Raw genomic sequence first — 23,176 nt, 5'->3', positions numbered from 1 at the left:
TTGTCAGATAGAAGTTTCACCATTTAGTATCGCCGTACAGAGTTCTTCATTATGGATAATCCAGTTTTTCTCTTTCTTTTCAATCTGGTTCGTTAGCTTTAGTGCTTGTAAATCTTTATAAAAACAGCTTTTCGAAAGATTACTATAAGAAAGTAGATGGCTTGTTTTAATCTCTTGAGGTAGCACAACAGTGTGATTATCTACAGTTGAACCATGAAGCAGAGCCATATTTGAAAAGGTGATCTTAAGTTTTTCGGAAGCCGGACTACTCGCCATTAAACTTTTAAAGTAAACGTGAGCAGTCTGGTTTTTCATAATGAAAAATTGAAACCCAAAATTCTCAGGAAACATGGAAAGAAAATACTCCATATCGATTTTAGAATACTTATAAAGCGAGCATTTAGAAAGTGTTTTAAAATTAAAACGATTATTACTTTGATCCAGTAAAGTGAAATAATTTAAAAATGTTCCTTTGCCTTGAATAGAGTAAATTTTCGAGTGCTCTTTACCATCATTCAAAAGCAAAGCGATATACCCATCGACTACAAGGTAAATGTAATTATCAACGTCAGCTTTTTCTGTTAATAAGCTGGCGTTTTTTGGTACTTCAACTTTTTCATAAGCTATTTTTCCTTCATGGGACAGACGAATGAATTCTTGGTAATTATATAAAGTCTTTTGCATGACGTTTCTCCAATCTTGTTCAAGTCTTTTGTAAACATAATTGTATCAGAATGCAGAAAGTGCGTTGTATGCAGTTTAGTAGTATTTTACGGATAAATGTTTCTAATATGTGAAGTTTTTAAATCAAATAAAGTCTATTTTTAAGAAAAAGTGTGATTTGGTTGCGGTAATGAAGAGGTTAGCTGGTTTTGCTATAAAAGTCCAAAAATAGTATTTTTTATTAAATTGTTACGAACATAGGTTCTGTGTTATAATTCAACTGGATTGTAAAGGAGGTTTATTGATGAAAAAAGTGCAGATTTCAGTGAGGCGGTTAGTCGAGTTTGTTCAGAGAAGCGGTAGTATTGATAGCCGAATGACTAGTTCAGACCGCGCCTTAGAAGGAACAAAAATTCATCAATTACTCCAAAAAGAAGCGGGAGAAGAATACGTTGCAGAAGTCCGGTTGAACATTGACCGAGTAGTGGATGGGGTTGCCTTTTCACTCGATGGCCGCGCAGATGGCATTATTAACGAACAAATGATAGATGAAATTAAAACAACCGAAACGCCAATGGAAGAAATTACCGAAGATTTCCGGCCGCTTCACTGGGCGCAACTGATTTGTTACGGATTTATGCTCGCCGAAAAGTCGGATTTGGCAGAAGTTACGCTACAATTAACGTATTATCAAGTAACTGATAAAGAAGTAAAACAATTTCAACGTGTCATGAGCCGCGAAGAAATGAGTACTTTTGTAGACGATTTACTTTCAAAATACGCGATTTGGGCAAAAGCAGCGGCGGCGTGGGAAATGAAGCGAAATAAAACGATTCAAGAATTAACTTTTCCATATGATAGCTATAGAAATGGGCAAAGAGAGCTTGCGATTGCGGTATATCGGACTGTATCTTCGGAAGAGAGTTTGTTTTGTGAAGCTCCAACTGGCATTGGCAAAACGATGTCGACTTTATTCCCGGGAGTTAAGGCAATGGGCGAAGGGAAAACCGATAAATTATTCTACTTCACGGCAAAAACGATTACACGACAAGTTGCCGAAGATGCACTTGATGAAATGCGCCGCAAAGGTCTAGCTGCCAGAAGTGTGACAATTACAGCGAAAGACAAGATTTGCTTTTTAGACGAGCGGAAATGCGAGCCGGATCATTGCCAATTTGCGCGTGGTTATTATGATCGTTTGAATGAAGCTTTGTTTGATATGCTGCAGTCGGAAGAAGCGATTACGCGGCCGGTTGTAGAGGGATATGCCCGAAAATACACGCTTTGTCCGTTTGAATTGTCGCTCGATGTGGCGCTTTTTTGTGATGTGATTGTTTGCGATTATAATTATTTATTTGATCCGGTCGTCTATTTAAAGCGTTTTTTTGCAGAAGGCCCGGGAAAATATACATTTTTAGTAGATGAAGTGCATAATTTAGTAGACCGCGCACGCTCGATGTATTCAGCCACGCTACGAAAATCGCTGGTAATGCAAGTGAAACGCGGCCTGGATAAAAAATTAAACAAACGCTTATTAAATTCGGTAAATGCAATGAATAAAGAAATGATTGCGGTCAATAAAAAGCTAACAGATTTAGGCGAAACGATTCACGTAGAAAAAGAGAAGTTGGCTGATTGGAACGATGCAGTATTGAAATTCACATTTGTAGCGAAAGAATGGCTGCCGCAAAATACTCAGTCGGAATCACAAGCAGATGTGCTGGAACTTTACTTTGAAAGCCTGAGATACCTGGCAATTGCAGAGTTTTACGATGAGCGCTATGTTACGCAAATTACGAGTTGCCGTGGCGATTTAGACATAAAACAGCTATGCTTGGACCCAGCTTTCCTACTATCAGAAAAGCTCAAACTCGGAAGTAGCTCGGTGCTCTTTTCAGCAACACTTCGACCAATCGATTACTATGCGAATGTTCTTGGCGGAGAAAAAGATACGAGCCGAATGATGTTCGCTTCCCCTTTTAAGCAAAAAAATATGCACTTACTTGTAGCCGATTATATAAGCACAAAATATCAAATGCGCGAAACAAGTCTAGAGGCTGTCGTGGATGCTCTATATGCTCTAGCTTCTGGAAAAACTGGAAACTATTTATTTTTCTTCCCATCCTTCCTATATTTACAAAATGTATACGACTTATTTAACGAAAAATACCCAGATGTCCGGGTACGGAAACAAGAAACTGCGATGGATGAAGAGCAGCGGGAGCATTTTTTGGGAGAGTTTCAAGCTGGAAATGAAGAAACACTCGTTGGGTTTTGCGTTTTAGGAGGCGTTTTTTCTGAGGGGATTGACCTTCGTGGTGAGCGGCTGATTGGTGCGGCGATTGTGGGCGTGGGCCTTGCGCAATTGAATCATGAATCGGATTTAATTAAAGATTATTATAATAAGACGATTGGGCGGGGCTTTGATTATGCCTACCAAATTCCGGGGATGAATAAGGTGCTTCAAGCTGTTGGGCGCGTTATTCGCGGAGAATCGGACCGCGGAGTTGTGTTACTCATAGAAGAACGTTTTTCCGCCGACCGCTACAGAGCATTATTCCCAGCGCATTGGAACCATGCAAAAACGGTGAAGAGCACGCAAGAAATCTCTCGCGAAGTGAATGGATTTTGGCAGAACAGCTAATTTTTTAGTAGAATAGAAGTAATGAGTCATTTTTGGGGAGGAAATTATGTATAAAATTATTGCGATAGATATTGATGGTACGTTATTAAATGACGCGCACGAAATCACACCAGCAGTGCGTGAGTCTATTAAAGCAGCAAAAGATAAAGGGGTAAAAGTAGTATTATGTACGGGTCGTCCGCTCGCGGGAATTAAAAAAAGCTTAATCGAACTAGATCTTTTAGATGCCGGCGACTACGCGATTACATTTAACGGTGCGGTTGTTTTAGAAACAGCCTCCGAAAAAACTTTAGCTGATATTACCTTAAATAAAACAGAGCTAGAAGAAATTTATGCATTTTGTCATGCGGAAAATGTAAATGTCACTTATTTTGATGGAAAAAACATGTACGTACCAAGCCGTAAAATCACTGAAATCACTTGTCAGGACTCATTATTATTACAAACGCCACTCTATCATTTGCCAGTGGAGGAAGCGCCAGAGTCTATCCATGTATCGAAAGTAATGCTATTAGACTCACCTGAGAAAATCACGGATGTTATTCGAAAATTACCAGAAACAATCAAACAAAAATTTTACGTGGTTCGGAGCGTCCCATACAATTTAGAATTCTTGCAAAAAGGTGTCAATAAAGGGTCGGCACTTGCAAGCTTAGCTGAAAAATTGGGTGTGGATCAAAGTGAAGTTATGAGTATTGGCGACCAAGAAAACGATGCGACGATGATTGAATATGCTGGAATGGGTGTTGCGATGGGGAATGCGACAGAGCATATTAAAGAAATCGCGAACTATACGACAACTACTAATAATGAAGATGGTGTAGCTCAAGCAATTCAAATGCTCGTTCTCAATCGTTAGAAATAAAAAACAGTAGTAAAAATAGAATTTTGTAAGACACAGCAAATACTGATTAATTAAAGCCTGAAATTTACCGTAAAAAGCCGAAACTTCTTTATAGGAAGTTTCGGCTTTTTTATTCAATTAAGTACTTAATAACACTTAATCTTTTCAAATTGTCACGGAAAGTTCATAAAGATATAGATTTACGCGCGATATTTCCTAAAAGCAATATAGATTGGAGTTACTCCATTGTCATATGATGTTTGATAATAACAAAACTTCATTAGTAAAGGATGAATTTGTAATGGGTAAAAATGGAAACTTTCTCAAAAAAGTAGGGTTAGCATTACTAAGTGTTTTAATCGTTGCTAGTACCATCTTCCAAACGACAATTGTAAAAGCGGCAACAAGTTATGGCTCACAATTTTTAAACACAGTAGAACTTTTAGATAAAGATGGTGTACCACAAACCAATTTTGGCTACTACGACAACATGGATGTACATTACACATGGTCTATTCCTAATTCGACAGACGTAAAAGCAGGCGACACAATGGATTTCGTTTTGCCAAGTCAATTAGCTCTGGCAACTGATCTCGCTTTTGACGTGAAAGATAATAAAGGACAAGTAGTTGGGACGGCCACTGTAAAAAGAGCAACCAATCAAGTAACGCTCGTTTTCAGTGATTATGTAGAAAAACATTCCGATATTAAAGGTGACCTAGATTTCTGGACCACTTTTAATCAAAAAATTATTACTGGAAATGAAACGATTAATTTGGAGTTTCCTCTTGAATATGGAACAACCGGAATAGACGTGGGAATTGGCGAGAAGACACCAGTTAGCCCAACAGAAACGCTATTCAAATACGGTTGGGTCGACGCTAATAATCCAAGTTTGATTCATTGGGTTGTTCGAGTGAACTACGCCAAAGCGAACGTTCCAAGTGCCGTTTTCATGGATACCATCGGCGCCAAACAAACATTAAATTTTGATTCTATCAAAGCGTTTCACGGAACTTATTCAGCAGACCGAGTATTTACAGCGGGCACGCCGATTTCCAGCACCAATTTTTCTGAAACGAGCGATGGATTTAGAGTAGTTTTAGGAACTCTAACTGATTCCGTGCAAATTTCTTATACAACAACCGCGACAGATGGCGGGAAGTCCACTCAGTACGATAATACCGCTAAATTAATGGGAATCGATTTTATCACGAAACAAACATCCACTTGGACGCCAGCATCAGGAGGTGGCGGTGACGCGGACGGCACAACTGGTTCCGTCACACTTACGAAAGAAGATGCGAAAACAAAGGCAACTCTTACAGGCGCAGAGTTCAAACTGGTAGATTCAAAAGGTACTATTTTACGAGAAAACATTGCAACGGATGCAAACGGGCAACTGAGTATTGCAGACCTGAAATTTGATACCTACCAACTAATCGAAACAAAAGCCCCGCTAGGCTACAAACTTAATTCGACACCAGTAGAATTCACTATTGGCGAAAATAACAAAGCAATTACCGTGACAAAAGAAAACACGCTCAACACCGGCTCTGTAGAACTAACAAAACTAGATGCCACAACAAAAGCAACCCTAGCAGGAGCGACATTCGAATTACAAGATAAAGACGGAAATACATTACAAACCGGCTTAACTACGGATGGAAATGGCGTCCTAACAGTAACAGATTTAGTACCAGGAACTTACCAATTTGTAGAAACCAACGCCCCAATTGGTTATGAAATCGATACTAGTCCAGTCATTTTCGAAATCGTAGCTAGCGAGACCGACCAACCAGTAAAAGTAACAAAAGAAAACACGCCAGAGACACCAACACCACCAATTCCAGTGCCACCAGTACCAAATGAACCGACTATACCACCAGCAAAACCAGAAGTACCAGTCACACCTAACAAACCAGAACCTAGCAAAGAAAGTCCAAAATCAACCGAACCAAGCACAACCATAAAACTTCCAAAAACCGGCGATACACCACTTGTTAATGGATGGGGAATACTACTCGTAGCCATTTCAGCGGGCGGATTAATTGCCCTTAGAAGAAAATAACAAAAAACCGGAAGCACTGTAATAAAGTGCTTCCGGTTTTTTACATTAAATTATTTTTTGAAGTAAAAAAGGTAATAAATCCAACGATAGCAGAAATGGTTATCAAAACAGAGCATATGATGCTGATGATAGAAATCACTTTGGTTGTTTTATTAACAGATGTAACTTCTATTCGAATGGAACGGTTACTATAGAGCAGAGTTAGAATAGAGATAATTAATCCAAATGGTACAACAAATGAGATGATTGAGAAAACAAGAGCAAATATGTCTTTATTTTTTTTCGTAGTTGGCATGGTGTCCTCCCGTTTGATTCACTAGTTTTCTTTTATTGTATAATTCTTAATAGTATAGTGCAAGTATGGATTTATCGCATTTTTATGCTTTGAAAATAACAAAAAACCGGAAGCACACTTTTACAGTGCTTCCGGTTTTTTTCATATTGTTCTAGTTTGATCTTGCAAAACAGCCTTCAACGAATGATATGCTGTTATAGATAGGTTTAAGTCAACACGATTAATCTGTTGTGCCATTTTTGGTTGGATGCCAGAAATGAACGCCTCAACGCCAAGAAGTTTGAGCACGGTTACCAAGTTGTTGAGCATTTCTCCAAGCGCATCGTCAAAAGATGTAATTCCCGACAAATCGATACAAAGCTGTTCCACGCCAAGTTGGACACATTTGTTTGCTGTGATTTCGGATAATTTGTCTGCTCTATCACGGTCCACTCGTCCCATTAAAGGAAGTATCGCCAATTTGTCAGTAATTGAAATGACTGGTGTGCTAATTTCTTCAATTAAGCGGTGTTGTTGTTCTAAATGTTTAACGATGTCATTGTAGTACATTGCCGAGAAGGCCTCGTTGATTCGGTCAAATCCGTGGTTAACCATCGCCATGCTTGATGAAAAGTCGCATTTAGACACTTCATCATTATGAATACAAAAGTCGCCAACCGCAGCTACAAATTCCCGGCGTAGTTTATCCAAGGTAGTAATAACTTCAGGTAGTGGTACTTCATTTTCCATACGGCGTGCGTACATGTTATCGAGCCATTTATCCAGTTTTTCAAAGAAAGCTTTTTTACCAGTGAAATAAGAAATGATTAGATCAGCTGTTTGTTCACTGTCAGCACGTAGTTCATCTTTGTAACGTGGCGAGTAAACAAAGCTAGTATACGTATTTTCATTTTCATAAATTTTTGATAACCAATTGTTAATAATTTCTTCGGTATGAGCCCTTAAATACAGTTCCATACTTCCGTTCGATTCATTCATACCAGACAACCCCTTCAAGTCTAAGTATAATAACTACTTTTCTTATATTCTATGCTCAAAAAGGTGTACTGTCCATTTAAATTTTGGAAAAAAAGTTAATTTATTGAAATTGTAATATTAGTTAACAAAATCATCGTTATTTTTTTGTTAAAATTCCGAAGCTATTTAAGCTTGGTCATGGTATAATATTACAATATGGATAGAAAGGAAGTTTTTTGTGGGATTACAGGATGAACTTACAGTGATGCAACCAGTGGTCATGAAGATTTTTTCAAAAAGTGTCCGCGAAAATCGATTATCTCACGGCTATTTATTCGAAGGATCAAGTGGTACAGGGAAGAAACGCACAGCACTTTGGTTAGCTCAGAGCCTTTTTTGTTTAGAAAGCACTGAAACCGAGCTTGCATGTGGAAAATGTGCCAATTGTACGAGGATAGCGAGTCATAATCATCCGGATGTTCATTTGCTAGAGCCAGATGGAGCTAGTATTAAGATTGATCAGGTTCGCGCGCTAAAACAAGAATTAAGTAAACGCGGGATGGAATCAGATCAAAAGGTAGTTATCATTTACGATGCAGATAAAATGACTGTTCAATCAGCCAATAGCCTGCTGAAATTTATAGAAGAACCAGAAGGCGGTTTGTTATTATTATTTTTAACAACAAATCCCGGGCAAATTTTGCCAACGATTCAATCAAGATTACAACCAGTCACATTTAAATCACTGACTTTTGATAGTCTACTCGCTTCACTTACAGCAGCTGGCATTTCCGAACAAAAAGCGCGGATTTATGCTAGTATTACTGGAAGTGTGGAAGAAGTGAAGGCTTTTGAAGAGAGTGAGTGGTTTGGTGAGGCAAGAAATGTTGTTATCAAGTTATACGAGGGAATTCACCATCAAGGGACCAGCCCATTAATTATTATTCAAGAATCATGGATGCCACTTTTTAAAGAGAAAGATAAGATGGCGCTTGGACTCGAATTGTTGTTATTACTGTACCGCGACCGGTTACACCTTACGCTTGATGAGAACTACGAACCAATTTGTACTGCGCAAAAAGAAATGCTTGGACAAGATGCACTGCGCAAATCACTGTCCGAAACCACAGGGGAAATCGAGAAGATTCTCGCTGCGAAATCAAAACTGGATTCCAATATGAACACGCAACTTCTAATGGAGCAGTTAGTTCTGGAAATCCAAGGGAGGTAATCGCTATGCTTAAAATTGTAGGCGTCCGTTTTAAAGACGTTGGTAAAATATATTATTTCTCACCTGGCGAACTGGAAATCACAGAAAACCAAGGTGTTATTGTTGAAAATGCACAAGGAATTGAATTTGGTAAAACGGTTATTGAGCCGCGCTACGTGGACGAAGAAGATGTTGTTTTACCACTTAAAAAAGTACTCCGTGTTGCAACCGAGGCGGATTATAAGTGCGTTGCTGAAAATGGCGATTCTTGTCAGAAAGCCTTTTTATTATGTGACGAAAAAATCCGTGAGCGCGAACTTGAAATGAGTTTGGTTGATGTCGATTATACATTTGACCGTAATAAAATCATTTTCTACTTTACAGCAGAAGGTCGCGTCGATTTCCGGGAGCTCGTGAAAGATTTAGCGTCCGTTTTCCGGACTCGCATCGAACTGCGCCAAATTGGTGTGCGTGACGAAGCGAAATTGCTTGGTGGGATTGGCCCATGTGGTCGTATGCTTTGTTGTTCCACTTTCCTAGGCGATTTCGAACCCGTTTCCATCAAAATGGCTAAAGACCAAAACTTGTCCCTTAACCCGACGAAAATTTCTGGCTTATGTGGACGCTTAATGTGTTGTTTGAAATATGAGAATGATGAATATGAGCAAGCAAAACGTGAAATGCCTGACGTTGGTGTGAAAGTAAAAACTCCGGAAGGCGCAGAAGCACGTGTTTCGGGAATCAACTTGCTTTCTAGAATCTTACAAGTGAGTTTGCCCGAAGAAGAGACGGTTATAGAATACGAATTGGACGAGTTACGCCCATTCAACGAATTTCTAAAACAACCGGCAAAGTCTTGAGGTGAAAAAATTGGATAAAAAAGCTATTTTTGACTCAGTCAGTAATATGGAGGAGCGAATTGGCGAATTGTATCAGCAACTTGGAGATCTAAAGACAAACTTAGGCGAAATGTTGGAAGAAAATAACCGATTAAACCTTGAAAACGAACATTTGCGACGCAGACTTTCCTTGACGGATGAAGCCGCACCAGAACCTAAAGCCGAAACAGAGGCAGAGCATGGTGTAATGGCGCCTAACCGAAAAGAAGCGATGCAGCAAATGATTGAACTTGGGGAAGGTTATGACAATCTTGTCCAACTTTACAAGGAAGGGTTTCATGTTTGCAATGTACATTTCGGCAGCCCGCGTGGCAATGATGAAGATTGTTTATTTTGCTTATCCTTGCTCAATAAAAAATAACATGACGGGCCTTTCTCCATTCCAGAGAAGGGCTTTTTGCTAGAAAAGGTGAATCATTTGGAAAAACTCAAATTAATAGGCGACGAAAGACTAGATTATTTACTAGCAGAAAATTTGCGAATTATTCAAAGTCCATCGGTATTTTCTTTCTCGATAGATGCGGTTCTCCTTGCGAAATTCAGTTATCTACCAATTCGAAAAGGGAAAATAATTGATTTGTGTAGCGGGAATGGGATTATTCCGTTATTACTCAGCACGCGAACAGAAGCGCAAATAGTTGGCGTTGAAATCCAAGCGCGACTTGCAGATATGGCGAAAAGAAGCATTGCCTATAATCAATTAGAAGCGCAAATTGAGATGATCGAATACGATTTAAACAAAATCACTGACCTTATTCCAAAAGAGCGCGCAGATATTGTCACTTGCAATCCACCATATTTCGCAACGCCGGAAACCAGTTTGAAAAATAGCAATGAACATTTTCGGATTGCTCGTCATGAAGTAATGTGTACGCTAGAAGATACCATTCGTGTTGCGGCCAGCCTTTTAAAACAAGGTGGAAAAGCCAATTTTGTGCATCGGCCAGAACGATTGTTAGATATTATTGATTTAATGCGGAAATATCGCCTAGAACCAAAACGGATCCAATTCGTGTATCCGCGACTTGATAGAGAAGCTAACACGGTGCTTGTAGAAGGAATCAAAGACGGCAAACCTGGTGTGAAATATGTTTCACCTGTTATCGTATATGACGAAATGGGCGAGTATACACCAGTAATTAAGGAGATTTTATATGGCGAAAGCGAGTGAGCATTTCTTTTATGTGCTAAAATGTAGTGATAATTCATATTATGGTGGTTATACGACCGATGTTGTGCGCCGGGAATCGGAACATAATGCGGGAATTAGGTGCAAATATACAAAAACGCGCCGCCCAGTAAAAGTCATCCATTTTGAAAAATTTGAGACGAGAAGTGAAGCTACAAAAGCAGAAGCTGCCTTCAAAAAATTATCGCGTAAAAATAAAGACGCCTATTTACTACAACAACGGGAGGAGGAATCCGAATGATAAAAAGCCAAAAAAGTTTCAGCGGAGCCAGCCAGGGGGCATTATATCTAGTTCCTACGCCAATTGGGAATTTAGAAGATATGACTTTCCGAGCAATCCGAATGCTGAAAGAAGCGGATATTATTGCAGCAGAAGACACGCGAAACACGGTAAAACTTTTAAATCATTTTGAAATTACAACCCGAATGACGAGTTACCATCAGTTTACGAAAGAAAATAAAGAAGATAATATTATTCAGCGGATGCTAGACGGGGAAGTGGTAGCGTTAGTTAGTGATGCTGGGATGCCTTCTATTTCTGACCCGGGTTACGAACTTGTCCAAAGTGCGTTAAACGCCGATATTCCAGTCATTCCATTACCCGGAGCGAATGCCGCTTTAACCGCTTTGATTGCATCAGGCTTGGCACCGCAGCCATTTTACTTTTACGGATTTTTACCGCGCCAAAATAAAGAGCGCACCCAAGCGATTGAAAAACTAGCAGCGCGTGAAGAAACATGGATTTTGTATGAATCGCCACATCGTTTGAAAGAAACGCTAAAAGCAATCAGCAAAATCACTGGAAATGACCGAAAAATTGTCCTATGCCGCGAACTTACAAAACGATTCGAAGAGTTTTTACGTGGAACGGTAGAAGACGCGCTGAACTGGGCGACCGATGAAGAAGTGCGCGGGGAATTTTGCTTAATAATTGAAGGAAATGCCAACCCACCGCTTGCCGAAGAACAACTGTGGTGGCAGGAACTCGATATTAAAACCCACGTGAGCACAGTCATGGAACAAGAAAATGTTAGTTCCAAAGAAGCGATTAAAACCGTTATGAAAGCGAGAAATTTACCAAAAAGAGAAGTGTATTCTGCTTATCATGAAATAAAATAAAAATCATGCGTGAAGCCTCGAAAAAGGACTTCACGCATGATTTTTTTATAACGTATCACCAAATCGGCGTTTGATTTCTTCCATTAATTCCGCGGCGCCTTCTTTACTAAGCGTCAATTTGCCATCCACGAATTTTTTATTATCAACAGAAAACTCCCCAGTCACATCACAAACTAAACCAGCAGAATATTTTTTTAACACAATCGCATCTTCATCTGTAAAAATTTCTAAAGGATCTTTGACATTTAGGTTCATGGTTCGTCTTATTTCAATCGGGATAACCACGCGGCCAAGTTCGTCGATTTTTCTTACCATTCCAGTTGATTTCATTTTCTCACCTTCTTGATAATTTTTATTTATTTTAACAGATAATTACGGGAATAGGAATGATTTCATAGTGAAAAGGGTATAGAGCATAAGTAGACGAATTAGGGGGATAAGAAATGAATATAGTTATAGCATTAATTCCGGCAGTGATGTGGGGGATTATGCCGTTAGTTGTTTCGAAAATCGGTGGTAAACCGAGGCAACAAATCATTGGTACGACATTCGGAGCACTAGCTTTTGCAATTGGTGTCTTTATTTTTACAAATCCAGAATATACCGCAACGATAATTATTGCTAGTTTTGTCTCAGGGGCATTTTGGAGCTTAGGGCAAATGAACCAGTTCCGGGCCTTTACGCAAGTTGGTGTTTCGAAAACAATGCCACTTTCGACTGGGATGCAGTTAGTGGGTACATCACTTTTTGGTGTATTCGCCTTCCATGAATGGGGGACAACATCCAAACTAGTTTTAGGATTTTCCGCATTAGCACTTATTATCATCGGGATATTTTTAACAAGTTATCAACAACATAAAGACGAAAATTCCGGTCAAAATATGAAAAAAGGAATTATCACTTTACTTATTTCATCGGTTGGTTACGTAGGTTATGTCGTTATTACTCGTTGGTTTGATATTAGTGGCTGGGATGCAATTTTACCACAAGCGATCGGGATGGTTGTAGCAGGATTACTGTTCTCCATTAAGTCCGAAGAAAAACGGTTTACAAAGCAAACGTGGTTGAATATGATTCCGGGTGTTATGTGGGCAACAGGTAACTTAGCCCTGTTATTCTCCAACAAATTAGTCGGAATTGCTACAGGTTTTTCACTCTCGCAAATGGGTGTAGTAATCTCAACAATTGGTGGAATTCTGTTCCTTGGAGAAAAGAAAACGAAGAAAGAACTGATTTTGGTCATTATCGGAATAGTTTTAGTAATTATCGGTGGAACGATGATTGGGATAGCCAAAAGCTAAAACGGAACTTTCGATTTGATATATGCTCCATGATATACTTAAAATAATCTAAATTAAAGGTGGTAATGTTAATAATGAATGCGAAATTAGAAGTAAATGCTGATCTGGTCAAAGAATCCTATGTCTATTTATTGTCGCGGTATCTCGTTTTACGTCAAGAAAATTTTGATACGAAAGAAGATAAAATTCCTTATAACACACTGAAGCATAACTCAGTTTCACCAGCAGATGCAAACTTTGTAAATCCGAATTTTGACGTAGTTTATTCAGAAGCTTGGATAGCTGTGGATGACGAAAATGCTGTTATTTTAGAAGTGCCAGAAATAAAAAATCGGTACTACACAGTTCAACTTTTAGATGGCTGGGGCGAGGTTGTAAATAATATCAACGAGCGCAATTTCCCGGACCATCCTTATGGAAAATTTGCTTTCGTTAAAAAAGGAACAAATCCTTCCGTGCCAAGTGACGCTGTAAAAGTTGAATTACCATCAGAAAAAGTAAAATTACTCCTTCGCGTAGAACAAAAGGATGATCCAGAAGGCGCTGTAAAACTTCAAAAAGCATTCAAATTTGACGCACCAGACAATATAAAAATCAAAGAACCACTTGAAATTCCACATTTTACTAACGCAGAATTTTTATTAGAAGAAATTTATTCCAATTTAGAAGCATTATTAGCAACCTATCCTGATAAAATGCCAAAAGCCGCAGAATTTCAAGATAAAGCAAGAAAAGTGGCAGCCTATATAGAGCTTGGCGATGAACAAAAAAATGAAGTAAGAGACTTAATTAAGAAAGAAGCCATTCCATATTTTACTAATGGTGCCAAAGGATTTGGTACGCAAAAAGGTGGCTGGTCGATTACTTATGTAGTTGGCGCATTCGGAAATGATATTCTTTCACGAGGTATCATTAACTATGGTGGTATTTGGGCGAACACAATCCAAGAATCATTATATTTCATCGGTCAAAAAGGAACTGACGGCGGGCAATTGACTGGGGATAAAGTTTACAAAATTCATTTCCCGGCAGATGAACTTCCATCAGAAATGGCGGATGCATTTTGGTCCGTGACGCTTTACAGTGTTCCAGATTACCACGTTATTCCAAACAAATTAAATAAATTCTGCATCAATGATTACACAGGTCCAAAACGAAGCGAAGACGGTAGCTTAACGCTTTATATTGCAGCCGAAAAACCTGCTGATGTAGATCCAGGAAACTGGTTACCAAGTAAGGCTGGACAAGAATTCTCCTTAAACTTCCGATTATATGTTCCGAAAAAAGAAGTACAAGAAGGAAAAGTATTCTTACCGCCGCTTGAAGTACTTTAATTCTCACAATAAGCTAAGTATAAAACGCCTCTTTTAGGGGAGCGACATACTTAGCTTTTTTATGTGGGAAATAAAAAGAATTGCGTTTTTGTACCGAATGAAGACTCTTTTCAGCGGTTTTGATTGAAAAAAAGCCGTTTGTTCACTGAAAAGACACAAAGTAGCCTTATTCGAATAAAGCCAACTACTAAAATCAGACCTCGAGCGCTGCTGAATCTGTTATGATAGATACTATTAGATAATATTAATGACAACCTGGAGGAAACAAAAAATGAGAAAACTACCTGTTGTTGTTTCTCTTGCTTTGTGTTTTAGCCTAGTTAGTCCAAGTTTGTATGCTTATGCAGATACAACAACGGCGGACATCATCACTCAGGAAGCGGTAAATAACGATACAGATTCCACAAACAATGAAGATAGTAGCCATACTGACAATGAATCAACCAATCCACAAACTACTACTGACCCAAAATCAGCCAATGAAACGACCTCAAAGACACCTTCAAATCCTAACACCAAGAATAATACACTAAAAAATAATTTGAAAGCAACTTCTGAAAATGTTAATACGTATGCGGATATATTTTCAGATGCCAATTTAGCTAAAGTAATCGCCAAAAATATCAACGGGAATGAAGATATTAATGCGGAAGTAACGGATGCTGAATTACAAAGCGTAACTAATTTAGTGGCAAATAACCAAGGTATTACTAGTTTAGCGGGAATAGAACGCTTAACGGCACTAGAAAACATCAGTGTGAATTACAACGAGCTTACAAGCATAGATCCGTTATTCAATATATCCACGCTAAAATCAATTAGTGCAAATAACAATAAAATTGCAGGCACTTTTAGTTTGGTAAAAACGATGCCAGAATTAGAAACATTAGATGTATTCCGGAATTCTATCACAGATTTGGATGTTGAAAATCAACCGAAACTAGTGACCCTTTCAGCAGATGAGTTGGAACTCCAGAAGTTATCGCTAAAAAACCTAGCACAATTAAATGCGATTGGTAGAAATATCGGTAGTATTAGTATTGACTGGGGCGAATTAGAAAGTGTAAGCTTAGTCAATTTACCAAAAATCCAACGAGTAGATATTAGCGGAAATTATTTAAGCAGTGCTGATTTACATTTAGAAAATCTGCCAGCTGTTACAGGTATGGATCTTAGTAGTAATGAACTTACTGAGTTGCCGCAACTGAACGATTTTCCGGTACTGACTTCTATTAATGTGAGAAGTAATAAAATAAGTATGCTAGATTCGGATAAACTGGTCAATATACCAAATCTTGCTAAGTTATATGCGGATAAACAAACGCTCGTTCTTCCTAAAAAGATAGCAGCAGGAGACTTCACCATCCAAAATCCTGTGGAAAATTTAGCGGGACAAATTACTTCGCTAAAAACAATTTCAAATAACGGAACTTACGTAAATCCGAATATTACATGGACAAGTGAAAATTTAACCGATTTATCGAAGGTTTCCTATACGTTTGATGAAGATGTTAATAACCCGGCCGTTACTGGGAAGTTTACAGGAACCGTAACCCAACCAATCGAAGTGAAAGCATTGCCTGTTATTACAGCCGATAAAAGCATTTCGTACGAGCCAATCAATGCCAAAGACGAAGCGACATTTTTACGAGATATTCACGCATCTGTTTCGGAAAACGGTCGAATTACTAGTGATTACAGTGAAGTAGTCGATTTTAACACACCAGGAAATTATACAGTTACACTGCAAGCTAAAAATGATTTTGATATACAAGCAATTCCGGTTACTGTCGTGGTGCATGTTAGAGATATTCAAAAACCGCAAGTAACAGTTGCTTCTAATGAGGTTACTTTTGAAGTCGGAACGGAATTAACAAGTGCTGCGCTTCTTGCTAAATCGGGCGCGGTAGTTACTGATGTATATGATGAAGGCATCAAAATGGAAGTAGACTTAACTGAAATTGATACGACGAAACTAGGAACGTACGAAGCAACAATAACCGCGAAAAGCAAAAGCGGCGAATCAGCAGACCCTATCAAAATTGCCGTTGAAATTGTCGATACGGAAAGACCAGTTATTCATGTCGTTAATCCCGAAATAACGGTAGAGAAAGATAGCGAATTAACAGCCGAACAAATTATGGAACAAGCTGGAATAACTGCGACTGATAACTACGATGAAGATGTAAGTGTACAGATGGATTTTTCCGCTGTAGATACGTCCAAACCCGGCAGCTATAAAGTAACTATTTTTACGGAAGACGCTTCTGGCAATCGTTCGGAAACAGTGACAATCACTGTGAAAATCCCTGAACCTAAAAAAGGAGAAGTTACCGTTAAATATATCGATAGCGAGAACAATGAAATAGCTGAAAAAAGTACGCTTACCGGCGAATTAGGCGTGGCATACGATACAATCGCTAAAGAAATTCCCGGATATATACTGGAAGAAAGTCCAGCAAATGCTAGCGGGATTTTTGAAGAAATTGGGCAAACCGTTCAATATGTGTACATGAAAATTAGTGTTAGCCCAAGTGAGCCATTCTATGTTGAAAACAGTACAACTCCAGAACAGCCAGCAAGTTTTGTTTCATCTACACAGACACCAAACAAGTCGGCAAAAACACAGCCAAAGACATACTCAAAGGTTAATAAAATGCCAATAAACCTTCCAAAAACAGGAGATAGCACTAGTTTAATCTTTGTTTTTATGGGTGTTCTATTGATAGCTGGATTAACCATTTCTAAAGTTAGAAGAAAAAATTAATCAAAAAAATCACCCCGTAAAATTTACGAGGTGATTTTTTTTATTTCTTTTTAAATAATAGTAGTGGGGCGCTGATTAAAATAAGTAAAGATCCGAAAATAGTAGCGGCTGTGCTTTGATCTGTATCGCCAGTTGTCGGTAAAGAGCGATAAGTTGTTTTTTCTTTATTAGCAGGGGTGGACACTTTATCAGTAGTTTTTGGCACAATAACTGGCTTTTTCACTACCGGAGTCACTGGATTATCAACGACAGGCGCTGGAGTAACGACATCTTTTTTATAAATATAGTTAACAGTTTGTGCGGTATCGGTGAAAGTACCAGTTGCGTTTTCAGGTGTATTTTCTAGCGTATAGCCAGTAATTTTTTTGCTTGTTGACTGGTAATTGCTATTGATAGTTCCGGTTATGGTATCTGAAGCCGCGAGTTTATTTCCAGCGCTATCAAGATAATTTACAGTTATATTTGCCCCAGCGACAGGCGCGTTACTAGCAACATGTACCGTCACATTTACTGTGTTTGAAACATTGCCAGCTTTATCCGTCGCTTGGACATTGACTGAATAATCGCCACTAGCCGCAAAATTAACAGAAGATGTAAAATTGCTTTTAAGGCTAACAGTAGAGTCATAATTATCAGTGACACTAGCATTAATATCTGTTAAAAATTGTTCTTCTGTAATGCTAGTTCCAAGGCTGTAAGTGATTGCTGTTTTATCTGTTTTGACAACGGGGGCACTAATGTCTTTCGGTTTTAAAGTGCCATTGGAGGTTGATTTATTACCAGCTTTGTCTGTGCTTGTTGCACTTGCGGTCGCGACTAGGGAATCGATATTTGCTTCGCCGCCTTCACCTGAATAGGTCGTGTTCCAATCAAACTTCACTTTTGCAGCAGATAAACTGTCCCAACTAGTGACTTTATCAAATTTAAAAGTAACGGTATTAGTGGAACTATCATAACTAGTAGTACCTACTTGGTTGGTCATATCTTCACCGGCTACTGAAACATGTAAATCAGTGAAGTTCATGCTCGTTGGTAATGCTAATTTTATTTCAAGTTTGTAATCTTCGGCGGTTTGATTAGTTAAAACTGGGAAAGTTAAAGTGGATGTGTATTTATAAGGGACATTTACATTCTCGCTTATGCTTTGTAGTAATGAAATGTTATTTGTGTCGTTCGTATCAGCAAGTGCAGAAATAGGGGTAAGTGCTATTTGGCCAGCTAGGGAACCTAAAATTATCAGGCTGGCAATTGTTTTTTTCTTTGTAACCATTTTTTAAATAACCTCTTTCCTAATATTTGGATTCAATACAACTTAAGTGTAGCACTAAGTTTTTGGGTATTTGTTTAATACTAGTATCATTAGGTAGGGAGTATTTGTCGAAATAATGACTAATGAGAATCACAAAAATCAGCTTTAGTAAGATTGTTTTTATAATTAGCAGCTATATAAGTACTTTTCACGCTGCCCCCCTACCATCTTCCAGCTATTTCGGCTATAATGAAGTAATTGAAAACTAAATTAAAGGATAAACAAGGAGGAAAACGATTTGAACATTATGATTGCGCTGATTCCTGCACTACTTTGGGGGACAGTTCCGCTAATTATTACAAAATTTGGCGGTTCAACAAGGCAACAAACGATGGGAATGACACTAGGGGCGCTCACTTTTGCGGTAATCGTTTTCTTCTTCACGGATCCAGTTTATACGCTTAAAACAGTAGGGATTAGTTTTATAACAGGGTGTTTATGGACTGTGGGTCAGATGTTCCAACTGAAAGCATTCAAAATTATCGGTGTTTCAAAAGCGATGCCGATTTCTACAGGGATGCAATTAGTCGGAACAACACTTTGTGGAGTAATCTTATTTCATGAATGGGATACGACGCTTCGAATTATTCTAGGTTTTATAGCATTAGCTCTTATCGTCGGTGGAATTTTCTTAACATCTTATGCTGAGAAAGAAGAAGATGGTACTAATGCATTAAAACAAGGTTTGATCACATTATTCATTTCTGCTTGTGGCTATGTTGGCTTAGTCGTTCTAATTCAAGGTTTCAAAATCGATGGAATTAATGCGATTTTACCGCAAGCAATTGGGATGGTTTTAAGTGCGCTAATTATGACACACAGTGGTGGTACGGAAAAACGTTTCAATAAACGAACTCTCTTACTTACTATTCCAGGGGTGATTTGGGCAGCTGGGAACGTTGCGATGGTTCATGCTAATCAGCTTGTCGGAGTCGCGACTGGCTTCTCGCTTTCGCAATTAGGCGTTGTTATTTCGACAATCGGTGGTATCGTACTTTTAAAAGAAAAGAAAACGCAAAAAGAAATGCTTTTTGTTATCGTGGGCGTAGTTTTAGTTGTGCTCGGCGGGATTTTAATCGGCGTTGCAAAAGGCGCTTAATTAATTATTTCGTTTAGCGTGAAAAATGATATAATAATACTAATTGTTTTATTTTTAAGGAGGGAATTGTGTTGCCTGAAGAGAAAAATACGTTTTATATTACAACACCAATCTATTATCCAAGCGGAAAAGCGCATATCGGACATGCTTATACGACTGTTGCGGGGGACGCGATGGCTCGTTATAAACGCTTAAAAGGATATGATGTGTTTTACTTAACTGGAACAGATGAACACGGTCAAAAAATCCAAGCAAAAGCGAAAGAACGCGGAATTTCCGAACAAGAATACGTAGATGAAATTGCAGAAGGTTTCCAAGAACTATGGAAAAAACTAGAAATTTCAAATACAGACTTCATTCGTACAACACAAGACCGTCATAAAACATCGGTTGAAAAAATCTTTGAACAACTTTTAGAGCAAGGCGACATTTACTTAGGTGAATACGAAGGTTGGTACTCTGTTTCTGATGAAGAATACTTTACAGAAACACAGTTAGAAGAAGTATATAAAGATGAAAATGGCAAAGTAATCGGCGGAAAAGCTCCAAGTGGCAATGAAGTCGAACTTGTTAAAGAAGAATCCTACTTTTTCCGTATGAGTAAATATGCGGATCGTTTAGTAGAATATTATAATTCCCATCCAGAATTTATCCTTCCTGAATCCAGAAAAAATGAAATGATTAATAATTTCATCAAGCCTGGTTTAGAGGATTTAGCTGTATCAAGAACGACTTTTGATTGGGGTATTAAAGTTCCTGGTAATCCAAAACACGTTGTTTATGTGTGGATTGATGCGCTTTCTAACTACATTACTGCGCTTGGATATAATACAGACAATGATACGAAATTCCAAAAATACTGGCCAGCAGATGTACAAATCGTTGGGAAAGAAATCGTTCGTTTCCATACAATTTATTGGCCAATTATGTTGATGGCGCTTGACCTACCACTTCCAAAAATGGTGTTCGGCCACGGCTGGATCCTTATGAAAGATGGCAAAATGTCGAAATCTAAAGGGAACGTTGTAGACCCTTATATGCTGATTGATCGTTACGGCTTAGATGCGCTTCGTTACTACTTACTACGCGAAGTTCCATTTGGTTCAGATGGTCTATTTACGCCGGAAGACTTTGTTGACCGCGTGAACTATGATCTTGCCAACGACTTAGGAAATTTGCTTAATCGCACAGTAGCAATGATTAACAAATATTTTGATGGTGAAATTCCGGCTTATCAGGGTAATGTAACAGAATTCGACCAAACTTTAGTAGATTTCAAAAACAATGTGGTGAAAGAATACGAAGGTAGCATGGATCACATGCAATTTTCTGTAGCCCTAAATCAACTTTGGTCACTCGTTTCTCGCACAAATAAATACATCGACGAAACAGCTCCATGGGCTCTTGCTAAAGATGAAGATAAACGCGCTGAACTCGCAAGCGTAATGACACATTTAGCAGAAAACTTGCGCATTATCGCGGTTCTATTGCAACCATTCCTAACAAGAACACCAGGCGAAATCTTCTTACAACTCGGCTTACAAGAAGAAAACTTGAAGAAATGGGATAGTATTTATGGTTACGGCGAAATTCCAGCAGGCACAACTGTTGTGAAAAAAGGTACGCCAATTTTCCCAAGACTTGATGCAGAAGTCGAAGTTACGTATATTCAAGACGAAATGAAAGGCTCTGCGCCAGCTCCTGCCGAAGAAGTGGCGGAAGTTGAAGCACTTGAAACTCCGCAAATCGGCATTGAAGACTTCGACAAAATCGATCTTCGTGTGGCGGAAGTAAAACAAGTAGATAAAGTGAAAAAAGCAGATAAACTTCTTTGTTTCCAATTAGATTTAGGTGAAGGAAAACTGCGCCAAGTACTTTCAGGTATTGCAGAATTCTATCAACCAGAAGAACTAATCGGCAAAAAAGTAATCGTCGTTTCTAACTTGAAACCTGTGAAACTTCGCGGACTAATGAGCGAAGGCATGATTCTTTCAGGTGAAAAAGACGGCAAGCTAAGTGTAATTGAAGCAAGCAGCGCACTGCCAAACGGTGCGAAAGTAAAATAATAAATGTGAGTCCTAATTCAGTGGAGTTAGGGCTCATTTTTCGCCTGTAAAAAAACTTTCAAAAAAAAGATTGCATATTGCAAACGATTACAATATAATGTAACTATACTTACTTAATTCAATGAACGAAGTAAGTGTTCAACCAGAAGTAAAGGAGCCTGAAAATGGATATCTTGAGAAAAGGGAATAAAGACTTAATTAAAGACATAAACCGCTACACCGTGCTGAACTTAATCCGTGAAAAAGGTGAAATCACACGAACAGAAATTGCAAAAAAATGCGATTTTGGGATGTCTACATTAACGTATATTTTAGATGATTTACAACAAGAAGGCATTATTTTAGAAGGTGCCGAAACATCATCTACTGGAGGCAGACGTGCCAAACTAGTAAGATTTAATAAAGATTATGGATTTGTTGTTAGTGTCAAAGTAGAAGAGGAACAACTTCTTTTTGCGTTGACCGACTTAAATGCAGAAATCATTGAAAATACTTCCATACCATTTTCTTCAGAGAAAAAACCAGAAGATGCGATTGAATTAATTGCTGACAATGTGAAAAAGATGTGTAAAAACAGAGATATGAACCATTTGCTAGGTGTTGGAATTGCTATTTCAGGTCTGGTTAATCGTAGAAAAGGAACTGTTATACGCTCCACTATGCTAGGTTGGGAAAATGTTGCTTTAGAATCAATGCTCCATGTTCATTTCCCTGATATTCCGGTGTATGTAGATAAAAATATAAACTGCTATACACTCGCGGAACTATGGCTAGGTGAAGGGAAACAATCCAATAATTTTGCAACAGTTTCAGTTGGAGCTGGTCTTGGTTTATCCGTTGTTATTAATCGCCAAATTTATTATGGTGCGCAAGGTGGAGCCGGCGAATTTGGACATACAACGATTCAACCAGGCGGATACAGATGTCACTGCGGTCAAAAAGGGTGCTTAGAAATGTACGCATCCGAATTTTACTTCCGAAATCGCGGGGAAGAAATAAAAGAAGCTTATCCAACATCAAATTTAAATGATTTTCATTTTGATAATGTGGCGAAAAGCGCGCGTGCTGGAGATGCAATGGCAACAGAACTTATGGGTAAAATGGGCGAATATTTAGGATACGGGATACGAAATATCATTAATACCTTCAACCCCGAGAAAGTAATTATTGTCGGCGAAGGATTACACCATAGAGATTTATTCTTAACTAAAATTGATGAAATTGCTTCACAAAACTTTTTTTCAGGGGCTGGCTTCGAAACGGAAATTACAACAACATCTCTAGAAGATCCTGCATGGTTACAAGGTGCGGCTTTACTAGTCATCCACCAGTTATTCCAAGTGCCAATCTATGAAGAAGAACAAACTTTACTGCGTTAAAAGTACATAAATTATTTCAGGAGGTTATTT

Annotated in this window: 20 protein-coding genes; 15 read left to right on the top strand and 5 right to left on the bottom strand. The window is 38.5% G+C overall.

All coding sequences use genetic code 11. The features are described 5' to 3' along the window. Positions 1-3: 3 nt before the first annotated feature. The gene (locus HCX62_RS10110; RefSeq protein ID WP_185638953.1) at positions 4-684 is read right to left on the bottom strand and encodes a Crp/Fnr family transcriptional regulator; all 681 of its coding nucleotides are present in this window, start codon (positions 682-684) and stop codon (positions 4-6) included. A gap of 283 nt (positions 685-967) precedes the next feature. Here HCX62_RS10110 and HCX62_RS10105 point away from each other — a divergent pair, with 283 nt between their 5' ends. From HCX62_RS10105 to HCX62_RS10095, 3 genes are all read left to right on the top strand, one after another. Further along, on the top strand, positions 968-3,307 hold the full coding sequence (locus HCX62_RS10105; RefSeq protein ID WP_185638951.1) for an ATP-dependent DNA helicase: 2,340 nt from the start codon (positions 968-970) through the stop codon (positions 3,305-3,307). Between the two features lie 46 nt (positions 3,308-3,353). Further along, positions 3,354-4,166 (top strand): sugar-phosphatase, encoded by an 813-nt coding sequence (gene yidA, locus HCX62_RS10100; RefSeq protein ID WP_185638949.1) that lies wholly within the window; start codon positions 3,354-3,356, stop codon positions 4,164-4,166. Between the two features lie 286 nt (positions 4,167-4,452). Beyond that, positions 4,453-6,222, top strand: coding sequence for a SpaA isopeptide-forming pilin-related protein (locus HCX62_RS10095; protein ID WP_185638947.1), 1,770 nt, complete (start codon positions 4,453-4,455; stop codon positions 6,220-6,222). A gap of 40 nt (positions 6,223-6,262) precedes the next feature. Here HCX62_RS10095 and HCX62_RS10090 read toward each other — a convergent pair whose 3' ends face one another. Further along, on the bottom strand, positions 6,263-6,517 hold the full coding sequence (locus HCX62_RS10090) for a hypothetical protein (protein ID WP_185638945.1): 255 nt from the start codon (positions 6,515-6,517) through the stop codon (positions 6,263-6,265). A 141-nt stretch (positions 6,518-6,658) separates the two neighbouring features. Further along, positions 6,659-7,495, bottom strand: a complete 837-nt coding sequence (locus tag HCX62_RS10085; RefSeq protein WP_185638943.1) for an STAS domain-containing protein — start codon at positions 7,493-7,495, stop codon at positions 6,659-6,661. 217 nt (positions 7,496-7,712) lie between these two features. On the opposite strand from HCX62_RS10085, the gene holB reads away from it, so the two are divergent. Genes holB through rsmI form a run of 6 tightly spaced genes read left to right on the top strand, consistent with a single transcriptional unit; the run spans position 7,713 to position 11,891 of the window. Continuing rightward, positions 7,713-8,705, top strand: a complete 993-nt coding sequence (holB, locus tag HCX62_RS10080) for a DNA polymerase III subunit delta' (protein WP_185638941.1) — start codon at positions 7,713-7,715, stop codon at positions 8,703-8,705. A 5-nt stretch (positions 8,706-8,710) separates the two neighbouring features. Beyond that, complete coding sequence (locus HCX62_RS10075) at positions 8,711-9,544, top strand: PSP1 domain-containing protein (protein WP_185638940.1); 834 nt, start codon at positions 8,711-8,713, stop codon at positions 9,542-9,544. 10 nt (positions 9,545-9,554) lie between these two features. Next, positions 9,555-9,944, top strand: coding sequence for a DNA replication initiation control protein YabA (gene yabA / locus HCX62_RS10070; protein WP_070759419.1), 390 nt, complete (start codon positions 9,555-9,557; stop codon positions 9,942-9,944). A gap of 57 nt (positions 9,945-10,001) precedes the next feature. Next, on the top strand, positions 10,002-10,754 hold the full coding sequence (locus tag HCX62_RS10065) for a tRNA1(Val) (adenine(37)-N6)-methyltransferase (RefSeq protein WP_185638938.1): 753 nt from the start codon (positions 10,002-10,004) through the stop codon (positions 10,752-10,754). After that, on the top strand, positions 10,738-11,013 hold the full coding sequence (locus HCX62_RS10060; RefSeq protein ID WP_149043288.1) for a GIY-YIG nuclease family protein: 276 nt from the start codon (positions 10,738-10,740) through the stop codon (positions 11,011-11,013). The genes HCX62_RS10065 and HCX62_RS10060 overlap by 17 nt, the downstream gene beginning before the upstream one ends. Then, positions 11,010-11,891, top strand: a complete 882-nt coding sequence (rsmI, locus tag HCX62_RS10055; protein ID WP_185638936.1) for a 16S rRNA (cytidine(1402)-2'-O)-methyltransferase — start codon at positions 11,010-11,012, stop codon at positions 11,889-11,891. The genes HCX62_RS10060 and rsmI overlap by 4 nt, the downstream gene beginning before the upstream one ends. A gap of 45 nt (positions 11,892-11,936) precedes the next feature. On the opposite strand, the gene HCX62_RS10050 is transcribed toward rsmI, so the two are convergent. After that, entirely contained in the window at positions 11,937-12,221 is a 285-nt protein-coding gene (locus HCX62_RS10050; protein WP_003725491.1) for an AbrB/MazE/SpoVT family DNA-binding domain-containing protein, read from the bottom strand. A 113-nt stretch (positions 12,222-12,334) separates the two neighbouring features. Here HCX62_RS10050 and HCX62_RS10045 point away from each other — a divergent pair, with 113 nt between their 5' ends. From HCX62_RS10045 to HCX62_RS10035, 3 genes are all read left to right on the top strand, one after another. Beyond that, a complete protein-coding gene (locus HCX62_RS10045; RefSeq protein WP_008946571.1) occupies positions 12,335-13,192 on the top strand; it encodes a GRP family sugar transporter in 858 nt (285 codons plus the stop codon). Positions 13,193-13,257: 65 nt separating this feature from the next. Next, complete coding sequence (locus tag HCX62_RS10040) at positions 13,258-14,526, top strand: DUF1214 domain-containing protein (protein ID WP_185638934.1); 1,269 nt, start codon at positions 13,258-13,260, stop codon at positions 14,524-14,526. A 271-nt stretch (positions 14,527-14,797) separates the two neighbouring features. Further along, on the top strand, positions 14,798-17,293 hold the full coding sequence (locus tag HCX62_RS10035) for a LapB repeat-containing protein (protein WP_185638932.1): 2,496 nt from the start codon (positions 14,798-14,800) through the stop codon (positions 17,291-17,293). Between the two features lie 40 nt (positions 17,294-17,333). Here the strand turns inward: HCX62_RS10035 and HCX62_RS10030 are convergent, their stop codons facing one another. Further along, complete coding sequence (locus tag HCX62_RS10030) at positions 17,334-18,563, bottom strand: MucBP domain-containing protein (protein WP_185638930.1); 1,230 nt, start codon at positions 18,561-18,563, stop codon at positions 17,334-17,336. A gap of 277 nt (positions 18,564-18,840) precedes the next feature. Here HCX62_RS10030 and HCX62_RS10025 point away from each other — a divergent pair, with 277 nt between their 5' ends. The 3 genes from HCX62_RS10025 (at position 18,841) to HCX62_RS10015 (ending at position 23,146) form a co-directional block, all read left to right on the top strand. Next, positions 18,841-19,701 carry a GRP family sugar transporter gene (locus HCX62_RS10025; protein WP_185638928.1) on the top strand — a complete coding sequence of 287 codons (861 nt, stop codon included), beginning with the start codon at positions 18,841-18,843 and terminating at the stop codon, positions 19,699-19,701. A 65-nt stretch (positions 19,702-19,766) separates the two neighbouring features. Further along, complete coding sequence (metG, locus tag HCX62_RS10020) at positions 19,767-21,767, top strand: methionine--tRNA ligase (RefSeq protein ID WP_312025974.1); 2,001 nt, start codon at positions 19,767-19,769, stop codon at positions 21,765-21,767. Positions 21,768-21,931: 164 nt separating this feature from the next. After that, positions 21,932-23,146: an ROK family transcriptional regulator gene (locus tag HCX62_RS10015; RefSeq protein WP_185638925.1), complete on the top strand. Its 1,215-nt coding sequence runs from the start codon at positions 21,932-21,934 to the stop codon at positions 23,144-23,146. The last annotated feature ends 30 nt before the right edge of the window (positions 23,147-23,176 follow it).

Source organism: Listeria swaminathanii, from assembly GCF_014229645.1.
In the GTDB taxonomy this organism is placed as follows: domain Bacteria; phylum Bacillota; class Bacilli; order Lactobacillales; family Listeriaceae; genus Listeria; species Listeria swaminathanii.
This window is presented reverse-complemented; position numbering and strand designations above follow the sequence as displayed.

Coding starts and splice junctions, on each gene's coding strand:
- HCX62_RS10110 (WP_185638953.1), bottom strand. CDS start 684: ATGCAAAAGACTTTATATAATTACCAAGAATTCATTCGTCTGTCCCAT.
- HCX62_RS10105 (WP_185638951.1), top strand. CDS start 968: ATGAAAAAAGTGCAGATTTCAGTGAGGCGGTTAGTCGAGTTTGTTCAG.
- yidA (WP_185638949.1), top strand. CDS start 3,354: ATGTATAAAATTATTGCGATAGATATTGATGGTACGTTATTAAATGAC.
- HCX62_RS10095 (WP_185638947.1), top strand. CDS start 4,453: ATGGGTAAAAATGGAAACTTTCTCAAAAAAGTAGGGTTAGCATTACTA.
- HCX62_RS10090 (WP_185638945.1), bottom strand. CDS start 6,517: ATGCCAACTACGAAAAAAAATAAAGACATATTTGCTCTTGTTTTCTCA.
- HCX62_RS10085 (WP_185638943.1), bottom strand. CDS start 7,495: ATGAATGAATCGAACGGAAGTATGGAACTGTATTTAAGGGCTCATACC.
- HCX62_RS10075 (WP_185638940.1), top strand. CDS start 8,711: ATGCTTAAAATTGTAGGCGTCCGTTTTAAAGACGTTGGTAAAATATAT.
- HCX62_RS10060 (WP_149043288.1), top strand. CDS start 10,738: ATGGCGAAAGCGAGTGAGCATTTCTTTTATGTGCTAAAATGTAGTGAT.
- rsmI (WP_185638936.1), top strand. CDS start 11,010: ATGATAAAAAGCCAAAAAAGTTTCAGCGGAGCCAGCCAGGGGGCATTA.
- HCX62_RS10050 (WP_003725491.1), bottom strand. CDS start 12,221: ATGAAATCAACTGGAATGGTAAGAAAAATCGACGAACTTGGCCGCGTG.
- HCX62_RS10045 (WP_008946571.1), top strand. CDS start 12,335: ATGAATATAGTTATAGCATTAATTCCGGCAGTGATGTGGGGGATTATG.
- HCX62_RS10040 (WP_185638934.1), top strand. CDS start 13,258: ATGTTAATAATGAATGCGAAATTAGAAGTAAATGCTGATCTGGTCAAA.
- HCX62_RS10035 (WP_185638932.1), top strand. CDS start 14,798: ATGAGAAAACTACCTGTTGTTGTTTCTCTTGCTTTGTGTTTTAGCCTA.
- HCX62_RS10030 (WP_185638930.1), bottom strand. CDS start 18,563: ATGGTTACAAAGAAAAAAACAATTGCCAGCCTGATAATTTTAGGTTCC.
- HCX62_RS10015 (WP_185638925.1), top strand. CDS start 21,932: ATGGATATCTTGAGAAAAGGGAATAAAGACTTAATTAAAGACATAAAC.